Consider the following 18206-nt stretch of genomic DNA (forward strand, 5'->3'; position numbering starts at 1 on the left):
AAGATTTTAGGTGATAGTATGGGTAATTGGAAATCCTATCTAAAGGCAGATCCCACAGAATGGTTACTGGAAGAAGATAATCCTTCAGTTAGATACTTCACATTGTTGGATATCCTGGACAAGCCAGAAGATAATCCCGAAGTAGTTGATGCCAAAAAGAAGATAATGCATACGGGTGTTATTCCTAAAATTCTGGCTAAACAGGAACCTGGCGGATACTGGGGTTCTCCTCTGAATTTTTATCTTCGTGGTAAATATAAGGGGACTTCCTGGCAGCTAATAATCCTGGCAGAGCTGGGAGCAGATTTTAAGGATGAAAGAATTAAAAGGGCATGTGAATTCATCCTTGAAAACTCCCAGGATCCTGAAAGTGGTGCATTTTCATATATTAGTAGTAAAGAGGTAAGTGGTAAGAAATCGGGTAATAAAGTAAGCAGTAAATGTGGCGGAGATCATGAAAGAGTCCTACCCTGCCTCACAGCCAACATGACCTGGAGTCTTATCCGATTGGGATACCTGGATGATGAGCGGGTTCAAAAAGCCATAAAATGGCTTATAAAATATCAGAGATTTGATGATGAAGCCGGGAAAGCTCCAGATGAATGGCCATATAAACGATGGAAACGATGCTGGGGGGAGCGCACCTGCCACAGCATCATAATAAAAACCCTCAAAGCCCTGGCTGAAATACCACTAAAAAGTAGAACTCCTGAAATGGAAGATTACATTGCCAAAGGCGCAGAACACATGCTCAACCACCATATTCATAAAAGAACCCAGCCTCCAGTTAAAGGCAGTTTTAAATGGTTAGAATTTGGTTTTCCACTGATGTGGAAGGTTGACGCCCTCGAAGTACTGGGTCTACTTACTAAATTAGGATACAAAGATGAAAGAATGAATGAAGCCCTGGAGATCATGATTTCCAAACAGAATCCTGAAGGCCAGTGGATCCTGGAGAACACCTTCAATGGAAGATTCATAACCAACATTGAAAGAAAGGGAAAACCAAGTAAATGGATTACTTTAAACGCTTTAAGAGTTTTAAAACGATATTGATTCTTAGATATCTTTTTTTAGATATAATATCCTATGATACTGTCCTATGGCATAGAAATGAGTTAATATGAATTTCTTACAAACCCTGATTATATAAATTATTGAAAAAATAAATATCATAATACATGAACTCCTATGAAACCATCATTGCCATTGTATTAATGATTATAATTGGCTATGCATGTCGCAGGCTTGATTTTCTAAAAGGAGAAGATACCCAAACCCTCAATAAGATTGTAGTGTACATAGCTATCCCCTCATTAATATTCATGGCCATGTACAGTGCTGATTTATCCAATATCAAAACTTTTGGAACCATTACCCTCATTTGTATCACGATGGGCCTTATATCTGGAATTTTTGCCTACATTTTCACCTACCTTAAAGGTTACCCCTCTAAAACCAGATGGGGAGTAGTAGCAGCATCCACTCTCTTCAACTCCGGATTTTTGGGGTATCCTGTAGTATTAGGTGTTTTCGGAGCTGCAGGACTCGTTAGGGCCATATTTTATGATGTGGGGTCCACCATACTTTTTATATCATTCGGAATATTTTTCTTAATTATTTATGGTGGCAGTTATCAGGAAATAATCAAAAGATCGGTCTTATTCCCCCCTTTACTGGCAGTTATCATGGGAGTTATTGCCAATCTACTTCATCTCCCACTGGGATCCGTTATTCCCAGCACCCTTAATTACCTGGGTGGTGCTGCAATACCGCTGATAATGCTATCCTTAGGTCTGTCACTGGAATTTAAGGGTATTAAAGAATATTTTGGTGTTGCTTCTTTTGTTTCAATACTTAAATTGGTTATTTCGCCCCTGATTGCCATGATTGTTGTGGGATTGGCGGGGTTCACCGGATTAGACAGGACAGTAAGCATTGTGGAAGCAGGAATGCCATCCGCCATGCTCAGTCTGGTGCTGGCCATCACCTATGACTTGGATATAAAGGCAACAGTGGCCTGCATATTCTTGAGCACAGCCCTTAGCATGATATCTCTAACTATTTTAATTCTATTTGTATGAGAGTTTTAGTAATATTAGGGATAGTTCAGGTTTTTTTTAATTAACCGGTTTTTTATACAGTGTCAGGGCAATAAGAACCAGTGCTATTCCCATTGCCACAGTACCCACCAGAAATGCATTATCCAATCCCTGGGATACCAGAGCTGGTGTTAATTTATCACTAGTACTGGGGCCTACCGAGGTGTAGACAACCATAGCTGCTACAGTGCCCAGAATTCCGGTTCCAAAACCATTACCAATCATATTAGAAGTGTTAACCAGGCCTGATGCTATCCCCCTGTACTTAGAGGGACTTTTGGAGAGAATGAATTTGGTGATGGGTGGGTTGAAAGTGGCCACTGAAGCCCCTAAAATCAAAAGTCCCATAGCTACGTAAAGGAGACTGCTTGATGGGTTAAGGGTAGAGAGAACCAGACAACCAATGACCCCAATCATAGCCCCAATTAAAGTAACCCGGTTCGAAGCGATTTTATCAGAAATACTCCCGGCAATGGGGCCAATTATGATAATGGCAACAGGCATCAGGGTTAATATCAAACCAGATTGACTGGTGCTCATTCCTTTCACCACTTCAAAGTAAAATGGTAGAAGTACCACTGCTCCGGCAAAGGGCATGTTGGAGAAGATATTCGCTGCATTGGCCAGTGCAATATCCTTCATCTTCAAAAAATTAAGGTCAATCAGGGGTTCATCTGCCCGAGATTCCCGGAACACAAAGAGTGCCCAGAATATCACAGAACAAATTATACTACCTATTATTATGGTAGAAGTCCAGCCATAGTCCAGTCCCTTATTAAGGGCAAAAATCAGGGTGCTCTGGGCTATGAAGATCATCACCACTCCCGGTAGGTCCAGGGATCCGGGATGTTTATCCGTTTCGTGTAGTACGGCATGGCCCAGTATGATACCAATAATCCCGATGGGGACGTTGATGAAGAATATCCAGTGGAAGTTAATGTATTCAGTTATATAACCACCCAGCAAGGGACCCAAAGCCAGGCCCATAGATCCAATGGTAGTAACAATTCCAAGATTCCGCCCCCGCTGGTTTTTAGGGAGGTATTGTAGTACCATGGCAGAGGTGATTCCAGAGAACATGGTGGCACCCACTGCCTGCACGAGCCTGAAAATAATCAGTTCATGAAACTGGGTGGAGATAGTACACAAAGCAGAACCAGTGATGAAGATAAGAAAACCCGCGAGAAAAACCTTTTTAAAACCTTTTTGCTGGGCTAATTTCCCGAAAACAATTAAAAAACTACTAAAAACAATTATATAAATTAAAATGGTCCATAAAACCGTGTTGGTGGTCACACCGAAGTACTTGGCCATAGTGGGTAGGGAAACATTCACAATGGAAATATCAAGGAAGGCCATGAAGCTGGCCAGTGAAATTATCAGTAAAGTTAATTTCTGATTACCTTTCAAACTTTCAAGCATAAAAACCCACCAAGAGAATCATTTTCCCATCCCTATCAGTTATGTCCTTTTTTTTATTGTTCAATTGAATTATACTTTTTTCCACCAGAATAATGTATAAGTTGATAATTATTTTTAGTATTATCCATAAATTATTGTTAACACAATTTAATGGTGTCTGGTTAGTTTATAAAAGATTAACATTCCTAGAAAGAGCAAATAAGATATAAGTCTCCTGAATTTGAGGTTGTTAAATGAATTTTGATGAGATCATCCAGGAACTGGAATCACGGTCAAACCCGCAAGATGTGGAAGGAATGGCTCGTTTTGGAATCAACCCTCAAAAAACCTATGCTGTCCGCATCCCGGAACTTAGGAAGATTGCAAAAAAAGCTGGAAAAAATCACAAATTAGCAGCGCAGCTCTGGGAGGCAGGTTACCGTGAGACTAGGATACTGGCCTGCATGATTGAGAACCCTCTACAGGTTACCTCAGAACAGATGGATGTATGGGCCGCTGAATTTGATTACTGGGAGATTTGTGACCAGTGCTGCATGAAACTATTTCGCATGACACCATTTGCATATCAGAAAGTTTTCAAGTGGAGTGAAAGTGAGAAAGAGTTCAAAAAGAGAGCGGCATTTGCTTTAATCGCAGTTTTAGCAGTCCATGATAAAAAGGCACCTAATGAAAATTTCGAACAATTTTTTCCCCTAATAATTAATGAATCAACTGATAATCGTAATTATGTTAAAAAAGCTGTTAACTGGGCTTTAAGGCATATTGGAAAAAGGAATACAGTCTTGAATAAAAAAGCTATCACTGTAGCTCAGGAAATCCACAAAATTGATGCTAGGAGTGCTAAATGGATAGCTGCTGATGCTTTGCGGGAGTTAAAGAGTGAAAAAGTTCAGGAAAGATTACTATAAAACATAACAATTTTTTCATTATGGGGATTAAGGGTGACTTTTTATTGGAATTTGGTTGAAGTTGTTTTCGATTATTACTGTTTAATTTTTGTATTTATCCAAAATTGGGTAATATTGCTCTTTTGAATATGATTATACTGTTCTTAGTGGTATTTACTAACTCAATATTCAAATTGGGTCTAATTTGGGAAAATATTCTTATAAACATTCGTCATTATTCATATAATATTAAAATATTTAACCAGGTCACACTATACCTGTGAATTATGGATAATGTATTGATTTAAAGATTAATTAGAGTTAATACTTGTATTTTCTCCATACTGGAGGCGATTTAATTAGAGAAACCATCAAGATTAAAAAAATTAATATCATATTATTAGGATTGATTCTACTTGTAGGAATTGTGATAGCATTATCATGGGCCACTGAAACTTCCCAGAAGGAAATAATTAATAATGGAACTTTTGAAGACCAGTATATAAAATTTAGTTATCCCACTTCGCTGGTAGCAGTGCAATACACATTTGAAAATTACACCATCGTGGATTTTTTTAACTCCAATGATACTTCCAATTTTGACAACTATGTTGGGAATATCCGTTTTTCCACCAGTAACTTGACAAATCTAAAAAAAGTTTATAATGAAGGTTCTCTTGGGGAATACAATGGGTACCGTACATGGGAAGGTACTGATGCCAATGGGCCCTACATTTATATCCTGTTATCCTCTGCAGATGCCCCGGTTAAGTCGTTGCAGATGGATTTTAAATCAGAATATAAACAGGCCTACAAAGAGATCCTGAGCACACTTAAAATAAAGAAAATTCCTACCTAACTTGCAATATGGGATAAAGATACATGAAATGCCCTCAATACAGAGCCCGGAATGATAATGAAGATGAGTGTAGTGAATGGGGTAACAAGCCCTCAACAACACTGTAAACTTCCAAAAAAGGAGATGGTAACGCAATCAAAGGTCTTAAATTAGGATGTTTGGTGGGTGTTTTTGGACTGGTAATGGGTGGAGTTCTTATTCTCCTTATTTTTGCCATGTGGGCGATATTGGCAATCATTTTTGGGGTTATTTTTGGAATTTCATTTACTTCTCCCCTCTGCTGGGCAGTGGGGGGAATATTCTCTGCTATTATTATTTCTGTGGAACTGGTTCATAAAACTAATTAAATGGTTGAATTATTAAAATGGATGATTTACTATCAAATTATTCATTTAATTTAGCCACTTAGGATAAAACATGAAAATGAATGTGTCCTAGTCTGCCCCACATAATGGTGTATCGCATTTTGGGCATTTTTGATTTCTACAGGGGACACTGCGTGTTTTAGGTGATTCATAGCCGCAGTTTGGGCATTTACACACTCTGGGAGCGCCTCCGCCACGACCATTTCCACCATAAGACCTGCGAATATTAATGTCCTCTTTTTTAATGGTTTTATCATCTTTTTGGGAAGAATCTACCTGGATTATTTCTTTTGATCCACAGTCCGGACATTTTTCGTATGTCTGGTCTTCTTTTTGCCATTGGAATTCGCAAACACGGCAGATGTATTCTTTTTTACCAGTAATATGATCAACTCCTTTACTCAATTATGAATATATATTCAAAACTAATATTTAAATATTTATGATCATCATTCAGTTTTAATCCGCGGAAAAATTATTATTAAATCTTAAATAATGAAAAAGGGTTTAAATGAAAAATTAATGGTACTATTACTGGTATTCGGATAAATAAAATTTTCAAACAAATTTTCAAACTATAAAATAAAGGATTTTATTAGGTAAATATCCTGTGGGAGGTAAATAATCCTATGGGGATACTTAATCCAAATGGACTATACAAAAAGGGTATTAAATAAATTCTAATATTTTTTCAGAGGATCGTTTATGGCTACAAAAACAATTACTCCTATAGCTAAAGCTAATAAAAGTATCCTATACACATTTTCACCTTCTATTGATTAAATTTTCAAAATTTTCTGGATTAATGGTTAAAAACCTAAATAAAAAAAGACAGAAAAGAAGGATAAATCCTTCATTTAAGTTTTAGTATTTTTTAACATCTTATTTTTCTCTTTACTGGTGAGGTCTTCCACAACTTCTGATGGAAGTCCTGTTTTAAGGATTTTCCCACCTCTCATAATAGAGGCCTGGTCACAAACATCCAGTACAAAGTCCATGTCATGGGATATTATCAGGAAAGTTTGATTAAGCTCTTCACGTGCTTTCCTAATGGAATCTGTAACCTGAACTCGGGTAATGGGGTCCATGGTACCGGTGGGTTCGTCCAGAATAACGATGTTGGGTTCTTTAATGAGTACCTGAGCCAGGGCCACCCTGTGGCGTTCCCCTCCACTCAACTCATCATGATATTTGTAGAGAATCTTCTCAGCATAATCTTCAGCAAATCCAACCGCGTTTAAAACGTAAAGTGCTTTTATTCTAGCAAATTCAGCGGGTAACTCTAGACTAATTGCTTCAGTCAGGTTTCCCAGCACATTACGATGAGGGTACAGGCTGTATTCCTGGTGGAGTATCCCCAGATATGGTTTAACCCGTCCCCTGCCAAAAGGACCTTTTTCAGTCATGTCGATCCATTCATCTCCCAGTTTCACCTTTATCTGGCCACTGCTGGGATCAGTGAGACCGTATAACAGCCTTGATAAGGTGGTTTTGCCTGCTCCAGAAAGACCCACCACTCCGTATATCTCACCTTCATCCACACTGAGGTTAACACCGTCCACGGCTTTAACCACTCCCCGGTCAATGGAGTAGTAATGTTTTTTAACATCTTGGAGCTCAATAATGGGGCCCCCAGTTTCAAAGTCTTTATTTATTTTGGGTTGGGGGACGTGTTCCATAAAGCTTTCCACCACAGTTTCGGGATCTCCTTTCTGGATAATTTCACCGTTATCCAGCCAGATCACCTCATCAGAGAGGTCTCTCATTACCTCTGGCCAGTGGGAGGTGATTACCATGCTTAGACCCTGACCTTTTATACCTTCAATAAGGGCCTGGTGTATAAACTCGGCAGTAGTAGGATCCAGGGTACCAGTTGGTTCATCTGCCAGGAAAATCATGGGTTCTTTGGCCAGTTGACGGGCCAGAACCACTCTCTGTTTTTCCCCACCACTAAGATCACGTGCAATGTGAGTGATCCGATGGGTCATCTGGGCCAGATCAAGGAGATCAATGGCCATGTAGGTGCTTTCTTCCTCATCATGTCCTTTAATTGATTTTAGGACATTATCAATCACAGTCTCATCTTCATACAGTGCAAAGGTTCTCTGCAGCATTATGGAGATACGACGCCGGATAGATGCGAATACATGTCGATCTGCACTCCAGAAATCCACTTCCTCTCTCTGGAAATTGCCTCCACATTTACAGAGCTGGTTTTCCTTTGATGGTGGTTCCACAGCAAGACATTCAGGACACAGTGCAATGTTATAAATTATCTGGCCCTCATCTGGCCTGTAATCTTTCATTCCACGGAGCATGTTTATCAAAACTGATTTTCCAGAACCGCTCTTTCCCAAAATTCCCAATATTGTTCCTTCTTCCACACTGATGTTCAAGTTCTTCAGGACTTCAACGCCATTGAATGTTTTTGTGATGTTTTTTATTTCTATGAAAGACATCCAATCACCCATTCTTGTTATAATATCATTATATGGACCGTTAAAAACGTTTATTTAGTTTTTCATCTATTTTCCCTTTACTTAGCCAAAACTTTTGATGTTTATAATAACAATGACATGATTTAGGGGATGAATAATGATCCATTTTTCATTAACCTTTAATGGTTCCCACAGAGGGGAGTTTCACATTTAGGACATTTAGTATTGCTACAGGGCACCGCTCTTGTTTTTGGAGATTCATAACCACAATTTGGACATTTACAAACCAGTGGTGGCCCTGCACCAAGCCCTCTGCCTCCATATGATTTTCTATCCATTAATGATTCATCAGAGTCTGGAGGGTACTCTTCTTCTTCCACGGTGCTGATATTGGCAGATCCACAATCGGGACATTTTTTATATTCCTTACGGGGGTGTTGCCATTTAAACCCACAACCATTGCATTCATAACGTATTAACCGGTCTATACCAGTTATAACGATTGTATTTCCGTTAATCAGCGCATTGGCTATCTTCTTCCGGGCGGAAGTTAATATGCGATGAAATGTGGGCTGTGAAACTCCCATTATTTCTGCAGATCTCTTCTGCTGAATATCATGATAGTCTCTTAGTCGGATTGCTTCAAATTCATCTATCAATATTTCAATAGGTTCAAAAGAATCTAAATCTTCTCTTTCTGGTTTGAAGCATCGTATCTGAGGTTCTTCTGAAATTCTTCTAAATCTCCGGGGCCTTGCCATATTGTGAATATATATTCAATAGTCTAATATATAGTTTTGTAAATGTAAATAAACACCTAACTTAAGAAGGCTGTTAACCCTAAAGAATATAAAAAGAACTCCTAAAGAGATTTACCTCATATTCTCGTTTCGACCAAATATTAACACTTGAAAATAAGGATAATATAAAAAAAATATTCAGTGTTACTAAATTTGCATAAAAGCCATATCAAATATAAACAAAAATGAATGATTTGGTGGTTATCCTAAAAAAGGGTCCATTGACCATTTAACTTTGTAATTTATGGGGATTATTCAGTAGCTTATTAATTCTAAAAATACAAATAATTATATTAAAAGTTGGGAGCAGATGATTAGAGTACGGGAATTAGAGGTGCAAAATTTGGCAAATATTCTTCTGGTGGAAGATGAAATGGTGGAGGCCATGAATTTAAAAAGAAGCCTCCAATCAATGAATTATAATGTGGTAGCAATTGCATCCTATGGTGAAGAAGCAGTTGAAAAGGCCAAAAAATTAAAACCAGACCTCATCTTAATGGATATTATTTTAAAGGGCAGTATGGATGGGATAGCAGCTGCAAAAGCTATTTCAAAACTTGAAATACCAGTTATATATGTTACGGCTCTTCCTGATGATGCCACTATTAATCGGGCTCTTATCAGTGCACCCTACGGCTATTTAATCAAACCATTTGATTTTCGTAAATTAAAAATATCCATTGAAGTTGCTCTTTACAAGAAAAAGATGGAAAATAAACTTAAAAGATCTCAGGATTATTATTATCAAACTATTTTTGAAAATACAGGTGCCGCCACTATAATTGTGGAGGAGAATAATTTAATTTCCCTGGTAAATATGGAATTTTCTTCCTTGACTGGTTATCCCAAGGAAGAAATTGAGGGGAAAATGATGTGGACCGAGTTTTTTGCCCCGGAAGACATTGGGCAGATGGAAGAGAACCACCGTCTGCGTAGAATTGATCCAGATTACGCCCCACGCAATTATGAAGCGAGACTGGTTGCCATTGATGATACTATCCGGTATGTTTATTTAACGGTGACTATGCTGCCTGGCACCAGAAAAAGCATGGTATCAATTTTAGATATGACCGAGCTACGAAGATCTAAAAAAGTCATTGAAGAATCCAGAGAGAAGTTTAAAAGCATTTTTAAAAATGCTGCAGAGGCTATTATCCTATTTGACTGTCAGGGGAATATCATTGAATCCAATGACAAGATCGAGGAGATATTTGGTTTCAAAAAAGAGGAAATCATGGGACATAACTTCATGAGCATCGTTGCTATGATGGAAATGGATTATGAAGAGGCCAGAATAGTTTTCAACCATCTTATCTCTGGAAATCAGTTAAAACAGGTTGAATGGGCCGTAAAAAATAAAAATGGGAAAGAAGTAATTTTCAGGGTTCGGCCATCCATCATAAAAAATGAAAATAGCATAAATGGCATCTTGCTAATTATGGAAGACATAACTGAACTTAAAAAGGTTGAAAACAGTCTTAAGCATTCTTTAGAAGAAAAAGAGATTTTACTAAGGGAAATTCACCACAGGGTAAAGAATAATTTACAGATCATATCCAGTCTACTGAGTTTGCAGCGCATTCAAGTGGAAGATAAACAAACCGCGGATATATTGTGGGAGTGTCAGGGAAGAGTCAGGACCATGGCCATGATTCATGAAAACCTGTACCAGTCACAAGATATTGGTTTCATAAACTTCAGTAACTATGTGGAAAAGCTGTTGTATGATATTTTTAATTCCTACCGTGTGGATAAGGGATCCATCAACTTAAACACCCTGATTCAAAGTGTGGAAATGGGTATTGAAACTGCCATGCCATGTGGTCTCGTAATCAATGAACTGGCAACCAACAGCATTAAACACGCCTTTCCCGAGGGTAATGGTACTATAAAAGTTGAATTAAAATCCGATGGTAAATCTTACGTTCTAACTTTTGCTGATGATGGAATTGGTTTACCTCAAAACGTGAATCCTCAAAAATCTAAAAAACTGGGATTAATGGTTGTTAAAACATTGGTAAATCAATTAAACGGTGCAATGGAAATTGACAGGACCAACGGCACAAAATTCACCATTAAATTCCAGGAATTACCATATAAAGAGAGATTATAATCCCTTATCCCTGAATCGATTATTTAAAAAGTATTCTTAGTATTATTCATTTTAAATCTTAATATTATTCATTTTTAAAGAATTATTCATTTTTTTTATTCATCCTATTCAGCTTATTTCAGGTATGAAAGTTGTATGGCAACTTCTGTCATGCTATTCTAAATTGATTACGGTTTAAAAATTACTGGTGTTATGACACAATATTTCTTTCCAGAGTTTCTAAGAATCTTTAAGAGTTTAAGGAAATAAAAGGAATAAAAAAAAGGGGGGATATGGTATTTATTAGTTCAACATAAGCACGCTGTAATTCAGGTAGGATGCAATGCTCACCCAGATTATATAGGGTATGAATAGTAGTCCTGCTGGTTTGGATATGACGTAGAAGGCGATCATGTTGGCTAGTATGGCTATCCAGAGTAAGCAGATCAGTATGAACCCGCCCAGTATGGAATGCAATCCGAAAAACACCAGAGACCATAGAACGTTCAACACCAGTTGCACTGCGAATATTCCTATTGTGAATCTCACATCACGCCGATCTAAACCCTGTCTCCACACCAGGAAAAGAGCTATCCCAATGAGAATGTAAATAGTAGTCCATATGGGTCCAAACCAATCATTAGGGGGAGTCCAGCTTGGTTTAGCCAGGGTAACATACCAGGTGGTTATCTGGGGAAGAGTGGCTAAAGTTCCCACTGCACCAGAAATAAAAACTATAAATACAGAAGCAATTAACTTTGGAATCTCATTTATCTTAAAACCTTCCATGACCTATCAAGCCCCCATTTCATATTTAAAGAGTTATTAAACTTTATTTAATTATAACTTATTATCAAGGTGTTTGCTAAGATTGAATGTAAAGATATCATGAACTTTTAAGGGCCACAATTCCCTTGACATCCACCAATTTCCATACTGTTGATCGTTCTTCTTCCAGGAGGGATTCCAGTGGGTCTTCAGGTGAGTGTCCCAGGGCAGCCAGTACATTGGGGGAGAGATTATTTTTCTTGATCATGTCCACGAACATCTGCCTGGCTTTCAGTTTTTCACTTCTTTCATCCACTTCATTTATACGACCCTGCAGTGTCACAAAACGATACTCTGACATATTACTACTGTAATTTTCGATCTCCACTGCAACTTGAGGATTGGTATGCAAGAGTTCTACTTTTTTACCATACTTGGTACTGAGGAAGTAAATAAACTGCCCATCAAAAACATATAAAAATGGGGCAATATATGGGTAATCCCCTTTAAAAGCAATTCTACTCACAAACTCCTGAGCAATGAATGCATCGTACTCTTTTTTCTTCATAGAAGGGATTTTCAGAATGTTCAAAGGCATCACCTTTACTTTTATCTATAATTTCATGTCATGTTCTAAGATTTATTTTATCTCAAGAGATGTTATAATTTCCACAAAAGATTAAGAATACCGGGGTAGGTGTGTATCAATCATTCACCACGGGGTAACCTGCCTTTTTCCATGCAGTCATACTACCCAGAATACTGGTCAAGTTAGTGTAACCATTTTTCTGTAGATAACTGCATGCAGTGGTGGATTTATAACCAGAATCACAGTACACAACCACCGGAAGGTTACGGGGTATTTCTCCTATCATTCCTGGCACTTCTCCCACGTAGATGTGATGTGATCCTTCAATGTAACCTTCCCTTCGATCATCTATTTTGCGCACATCCATGAGAAAAAAATCTCCATTTAACTTTTCTTTTAACTGGTGCACACTCCACAGATTTATGGTGTCTATTTCCTCTGCGTGGAGATACCAGCTGGGGAAACCACCAGCAAGATAACCATGAATGTTATCAAAGCCCAGTCTGATGAGTGTCTGGCGGATTTCCTCCAGACCATAATCATGATCATCAACCACAATAATGGGATCTTCATAGTTTAAAAACCAGCCAGCGAAGGCAGGAACACCCTCTCTCCAGATGTTCAAACTGCCGGGTACATGGCCCCCGGCGAAGCTGGTGGGCTTCCGGACATCCAGGATGCACGCTCCATTATTCTTCATTTTTTTCAGGATTTTAGGTGGTATAGGTTCCAGATAAGGAAGTCTGCCCAGTACAGGGGCTCCATTTTGGTTGTAAAACTCCATCTTCTTGAAGTACGGTGGTGTGTAAAGTTTTTCATCCACTTTCATCCCGATGAATTCTTCTTTAATGGTGCACTGTAGTTGTGGGTTGGTTTTCTTCTCATAACCAATGGTGGTGTAGTCCTGTTCACGTATATCCGCCCCACAAACTGAACCAGCACCATGGGCCGGGCATAAAACAGTCTGATCACCCAGTGGCAGGATCTTGTTAAAAATACTATCATGAAGTAATCCTCCCATTTCCCTCTGTTTATCAGTTCCGTAGAGGTCAATGCGACCAGTTTCCCCGGCGAACAGCACATCCCCGGTGAATACCATCTGCGCATCTTTGGAAACACTCAGATCCCTTAAAACCAGAGATATACTTTCTGGTGTGTGTCCCGGTGTTTCCAAGACTTCCAATTCCACGTTTCCCCACTGGAATTTATCCCCTTCACTTACCGGGGTTCCGTAGGAAAAGTCCAGATTTTTACCATGGAATATTCCCGCGCCAGTGGCATCTGCCAGCTCCAACGAACCAATAACATAGTCCTCATTACGATGGGTTTCAAAGATATAGGTTATATTCAGTCCAGATGATTCTGCTAGACGCAGATAAACATCCACATCCCGACGAGGATCAACAACAACCGCCCGGCCACTAGCCCCAATAAAATAAGAATGATGGGCTATTCCCTCTGATTTGATCTGTTTAACTATCATGATAATTCCCCATCCAAATAAATTTCTATAGTTAATTATAGATCTCCTGAAATTAATAATTTTGTAGAACTCATTTGTAGAACTACATTTTGCAGAACAACTCAAACTCCAACTAAAAAACTGCTTAACCTTTAGTAATGATTACTTAACATCTAGCAAGAACCCCTGAGTGAGAACAATTTTACTCTATGTGGATGTCAGTTCGATATTATTAAATCTTACCAGAACACACTTTCTATTATAAGTTAATTTTTTTTACCTGGAGGAAGAGCATGGAATACATTATCGAAACCCATGATATATCCAAAAAATATGATGATTTCACCGCAGTTAATGGTGTGAATCTTAAAGTGCCTAAAAATAGTGTTTATGGAGTTTTAGGACCTAACGGGGCGGGTAAAACCACATTAATTTCTATGCTGTGCACCATTTTGCATCCCACCAGTGGATCGGCCACAGTTAATGGTTATGATGTCAGTAAACACCCCAAAGAGGTTCGGGAATCTATTGGTATTGTTTTTCAATCCCGGGCATTGGATGACATCCTCACTGGTCGTGAACACCTGGAGATGCATGCTTCACTCTACGGAGTTCCCAAGGATGTGAGGGAAGAACGTATAGAAGAGATTCTGGATCTGATTGCCCTAGGTCCCAAGGCAGATGAATTCGTTAAAACCTATTCTGGGGGTATGAAACGCAGACTGGAAATAGGTAGGGGTCTGATACACCGTCCCAAGGTTCTTTTCCTGGATGAACCTACCCTGGGATTGGACCCACAGACCAGGGAGAGTATATGGGAATATATTCAGGAATTGAATCAGAACCAGGATGTTTCGGTGCTGATGACCACCCATTACATGGAAGAAGCTGATAAACTGTGTGATGAGATAGCAATAATCAACCAGGGTCAGATAATAACTGCAGACTCACCAAAAAACCTGAAAAGGGAGTTAAAGGCAGACACAATCACCATGCAAGTGGATAATCTTGAAGAATTCGTCAAAAAGGTGGAAACACTGGACTTTGTCAAGGAGACATATGTGATGGATTCCGAGATTAAGTTAATGGTGGAACGTGGTGAGAATCTGGTGGCGGAGCTGGTGAATTTTGCCAATAAAAATAACATCTTTGTCTACTCCATAGAACTGGAGCACCCCAACCTGGAGGATGTGTTCCTTAAATACACCGGTAGAACCATTCAGGGGGAGGGATAAGTATGGCAGAACTGGAAGGAATTTACACCATCTGGCTCAGGGAGAACAAACGATTCCTCCGTTACCGGTCACGAATATTAACTTCAGTGGTAACTCCGCTTCTATGGCTTCTCATATTCGGAACCGGGCTGGGTTCAGCCATAAGATTCGGTAACATGGCAGGAGGTTACCAGGCTTTCATATTCCCGGGAATCATTGCCCAGACCATCCTGTTCACTTCTGTATTTTCAGGACTTTCCGTGATACAGGATCGGCAGTTTGGATTCTTAAAGGAGATTCTGGTGGCTCCCATATCTCGTCCTTCTATCGTCCTAGGGAAAGCCATTGGAATAAGCACCACTGCCCTTATTCAGGGGATAATACTGCTTTTCCTCTCATTTGTGGTGAGTGTCCCCATGAATATCACCATTCTCCTGGGATCAATAGGGGTTATAATCCTCATAGCCCTGGGCCTCTCAGGCATGGGTCTGTTGATAGCATCATTCACTGACAGTATGGAAGGGTTCAACCTTATTATGAGTTTCATTGTGATGCCAATATTCCTTTTAAGTGGGGCTCTATTCCCCATAACCGGACTTCCCAGCTGGCTACAAGCAGCAGTCTACGTTAACCCCCTAACATATGGAGTGGATGCCCTGAGAGGTATAATTCTGCACCAATCAGTACTACCTATCTATGTGGATGTCATTGTGGTGGCTATTTTCGCAGTCCTGATGATCTTAATATCCGCACTCATTTTCAGTAAAAAAGAGCAGAGTTTGATGTAGAGGGGGAGGTGTTGAATTCTCAACGGTAATATCCTTGATTATGGAATTGGGGATATATTTCTATTTTTATAATTTTTAATGTATTAAATCGTTGATTTGGGGGATCAATTAGATCTTGTGAAACCTTAATATTTATCCTTTTCATAGGATAATGGTCATTATTGGGGTTAATTGATAATAACTAAAGTATTATATGATTTAGGGGATGTGCTTAAATTTAAGATAAGTACATTCCACTAAACTTATATATAATATTACCTTATTAATGATTAGTTTTAATTAATAGTTAGATATTGTATGTATTAAACATGAAAAGGGGAAAATTGAATGTGGAATAGGGGCGAAGTAGTTGTTAAAACCATACACGAGAGTGGCAATAGTATTATAACAATTTTGACGATATTGAGTTTGGTACTTATATTTTTATTGAGTATGGGTCCTGTATCAGCAGCAGACTCTTCTACTATTTATGTGAATAACACTGGGGGAAACGATTCATGGGATGGCCAGTATGACACCTGGCAGATTGGAACCCTGTATGGTCCTAAAAAATCAATCAAAAATGCAACAGGAACTGTAACTGATGGTGGAACAGTAAACATCGCCAATGGCATGTATACTGGACCCGGCAACACAAACATCACCATTGGTAAGAACATGAGTATTGTTGGGCAAAGCCAGGAAAATACCATAATAGACGGAACAAAGACTACAAGTATATTCAACATCCTCAATAATGCAAATGTCATCCTGTTTAACCTGACTCTAACCAACGGCCACACTGCAAGTAATGGGGGAGCTATATGCAACAGTGGTACTTTAATCATTGAAAATTGTACACTGAATAATAACACCGCCACTTATGGTGGTGCTATTTACAGTGATCAAATGGGTATGCTGGTGGTGGTAAACAGTACTTTCAAAAATAATTCAGCATTTTTTGGTGGTGCTGTTTTCAATAATGCCAGTACTCCAAACAGTTCTGGGACAATAATTGACAGTACTTTCACCAGTAACAATGCTGTTTCTATGGGAAATGGTGGTGCTATCTGCAATTCTGATGATGCATATTTGTACTTAGCCAACCTCATTTTCACCAATAACACCTCACATGAGGGTCGGGGTGGTGCTATTCACAATCAGGGTAATTTGATTGTAACCAACAGTAATTTCACTGGTAACTCAGCTATTAATGGGATGGGTGGTGCTATTTCCAACCTCAATGGTGAGTGTGGGGTTGATAACTGTACTTTCTCCAACAACATCGCCCGACTCGGTGGTGCTATTTACAACTATAATAATAGCCCTACACTTGTGATGGGCTCTAGTTTCACTGGTAACATTGCAGATTATTATAGTAGTGGTTTTGGTGGTGCCATATACAACATGGGCACTATTTATGTTAATTTCAGCCGTATTACTGGAAACACTGCAAATCAAGGTAGCTCCATATACAATGATGGAGGGATAGTAGATGCATCATTAAACTGGTGGGGTACAAATAATGGTCCTCAGGGTATAATCAGTAATAATGGCAATATCGAGACCACAAATTGGTTAGTACTCAATATTATAACTTATCTTAGTGCTAAGTCTACAATTACGGCAGACTTAACTCATGATAACTCGGGAGCATACCATAACCCTACTGATGGACATGTTCCAGATGGAATCCCAGTGAATTTTAACACAACATTAGGATCTATAAACAGTCCAGTAACTACCATTAATGGAGTTGCAAATACTACTTTAAATAGTGCTGCTGGTGGTCTTGCTGATGTTTCTGCAACAATTGACAGTCAAACAGTTCATACATCAGTTATCATTGACTTTAGCATCTCTCAGATTATTGATGCGGCTCAGCGTATAAATAAATTTGTAGAAACCAATAAAAAACTTCCTACTTACGTAGTTATTGGCGGTGTTTCTGTTAACATGGCTAAGTTTCTGCATTTAGCTATACAGGCCACTGATCAGATTCATAATAAGGATAATACACCTATTGCACTTCAAAACGATAATGTTCCAGGTTTTTCAGAAGAGCAATTGAATTCTGGTTCTGTAACTCTAGCAGATTATTTAGATTTTGCTCATCGTATTAATGGTTATATGGATGAGAATCATCAGGCGCCACCTTATGGATTTATTGGATTGGGGAAAATTGGATATCAATCACAGGTCTATCTATTCACACGAATTTTGAGCATCTACAATAGTACGGGAAGTTTACCTTCCTTTGTAACGGTGAAACCTTTCACTTCCTCGAATATTCCGATATTGTACACGCCTCCGGTTACTTTTACACCGGAGCAGATTGTTGCTGCGGCTGTAGTGTTACAAAACACCATTGAAACAACCAAATCTATACCTAACACTGTTACTGTTAATGGGATTACCGTTTACACTGCGCAATTCCTGCA

At 38.9% G+C, this 18206-nt stretch carries 16 protein-coding genes; 9 read left to right on the top strand and 7 right to left on the bottom strand.

The window, feature by feature from the left end; translation table 11 throughout:
- Positions 1-18 precede the first annotated feature (18 nt).
- Both HY987_RS08695 and HY987_RS08700 read left to right on the top strand, forming a co-directional pair.
- Positions 19-1056 (top strand): nitrogen fixation protein NifH, encoded by a 1038-nt coding sequence (locus tag HY987_RS08695; RefSeq protein ID WP_292757625.1) that lies wholly within the window; start codon positions 19-21, stop codon positions 1054-1056.
- A 125-nt stretch (positions 1057-1181) separates the two neighbouring features.
- Positions 1182-2084, top strand: a complete 903-nt coding sequence (locus tag HY987_RS08700) for an AEC family transporter (protein WP_292757627.1) — start codon at positions 1182-1184, stop codon at positions 2082-2084.
- A gap of 36 nt (positions 2085-2120) precedes the next feature.
- Here the strand turns inward: HY987_RS08700 and HY987_RS08705 are convergent, their stop codons facing one another.
- A complete protein-coding gene (locus HY987_RS08705) occupies positions 2121-3524 on the bottom strand; it encodes an MFS transporter (protein WP_292757628.1) in 1404 nt (467 codons plus the stop codon).
- 233 nt (positions 3525-3757) lie between these two features.
- Here HY987_RS08705 and HY987_RS08710 point away from each other — a divergent pair, with 233 nt between their 5' ends.
- The 3 genes from HY987_RS08710 to HY987_RS08720 all read left to right on the top strand — a co-directional run bounded on the left by HY987_RS08710 (position 3758) and on the right by HY987_RS08720 (position 5617).
- Entirely contained in the window at positions 3758-4432 is a 675-nt protein-coding gene (locus tag HY987_RS08710; protein WP_292757630.1) for a DNA alkylation repair protein, read from the top strand.
- Between the two features lie 307 nt (positions 4433-4739).
- Positions 4740-5270, top strand: coding sequence for an LRR adjacent (locus tag HY987_RS08715; RefSeq protein ID WP_292757632.1), 531 nt, complete (start codon positions 4740-4742; stop codon positions 5268-5270).
- Positions 5271-5431: 161 nt separating this feature from the next.
- Positions 5432-5617, top strand: coding sequence for a hypothetical protein (locus HY987_RS08720; RefSeq protein ID WP_292757634.1), 186 nt, complete (start codon positions 5432-5434; stop codon positions 5615-5617).
- An 87-nt stretch (positions 5618-5704) separates the two neighbouring features.
- Here HY987_RS08720 and HY987_RS08725 read toward each other — a convergent pair whose 3' ends face one another.
- The 3 genes from HY987_RS08725 to HY987_RS08735 form a co-directional block, all read right to left on the bottom strand.
- A complete protein-coding gene (locus tag HY987_RS08725) occupies positions 5705-6040 on the bottom strand; it encodes a hypothetical protein (protein ID WP_292757636.1) in 336 nt (111 codons plus the stop codon).
- A gap of 452 nt (positions 6041-6492) precedes the next feature.
- Positions 6493-8094 (bottom strand): methyl coenzyme M reductase system, component A2, encoded by a 1602-nt coding sequence (gene atwA / locus HY987_RS08730; RefSeq protein WP_292757638.1) that lies wholly within the window; start codon positions 8092-8094, stop codon positions 6493-6495.
- 158 nt (positions 8095-8252) lie between these two features.
- Positions 8253-8834: a DUF134 domain-containing protein gene (locus HY987_RS08735; RefSeq protein ID WP_292757640.1), complete on the bottom strand. Its 582-nt coding sequence runs from the start codon at positions 8832-8834 to the stop codon at positions 8253-8255.
- A gap of 349 nt (positions 8835-9183) precedes the next feature.
- Here HY987_RS08735 and HY987_RS08740 point away from each other — a divergent pair, with 349 nt between their 5' ends.
- Positions 9184-10986, top strand: coding sequence for a PAS domain S-box protein (locus HY987_RS08740; RefSeq protein WP_292757642.1), 1803 nt, complete (start codon positions 9184-9186; stop codon positions 10984-10986).
- Between the two features lie 282 nt (positions 10987-11268).
- On the opposite strand, the gene HY987_RS08745 is transcribed toward HY987_RS08740, so the two are convergent.
- The 3 genes from HY987_RS08745 to HY987_RS08755 all read right to left on the bottom strand — a co-directional run bounded on the left by HY987_RS08745 (position 11269) and on the right by HY987_RS08755 (position 13805).
- Entirely contained in the window at positions 11269-11754 is a 486-nt protein-coding gene (locus HY987_RS08745; RefSeq protein ID WP_292757644.1) for a TspO/MBR family protein, read from the bottom strand.
- A gap of 97 nt (positions 11755-11851) precedes the next feature.
- Positions 11852-12325, bottom strand: a complete 474-nt coding sequence (locus HY987_RS08750) for a pyridoxamine 5'-phosphate oxidase family protein (protein ID WP_292757646.1) — start codon at positions 12323-12325, stop codon at positions 11852-11854.
- A gap of 112 nt (positions 12326-12437) precedes the next feature.
- On the bottom strand, positions 12438-13805 hold the full coding sequence (locus tag HY987_RS08755) for an MBL fold metallo-hydrolase (protein WP_292757648.1): 1368 nt from the start codon (positions 13803-13805) through the stop codon (positions 12438-12440).
- Between the two features lie 272 nt (positions 13806-14077).
- On the opposite strand from HY987_RS08755, the gene HY987_RS08760 reads away from it, so the two are divergent.
- From HY987_RS08760 to HY987_RS08770, 3 genes are all read left to right on the top strand, one after another.
- Entirely contained in the window at positions 14078-15019 is a 942-nt protein-coding gene (locus HY987_RS08760; protein ID WP_292757650.1) for an ATP-binding cassette domain-containing protein, read from the top strand.
- Between the two features lie 2 nt (positions 15020-15021).
- Positions 15022-15786, top strand: coding sequence for an ABC transporter permease (locus HY987_RS08765; RefSeq protein ID WP_292757652.1), 765 nt, complete (start codon positions 15022-15024; stop codon positions 15784-15786).
- A 327-nt stretch (positions 15787-16113) separates the two neighbouring features.
- Positions 16114-18206, top strand: a 2093-nt coding sequence (locus HY987_RS08770) for a pseudomurein-binding repeat-containing protein (protein WP_292757654.1), incomplete at its 3' end; no start/stop codon positions are given.

Source organism: Methanobacterium sp., assembly GCF_016217785.1.
Taxonomy (GTDB): domain Archaea; phylum Methanobacteriota; class Methanobacteria; order Methanobacteriales; family Methanobacteriaceae; genus Methanobacterium.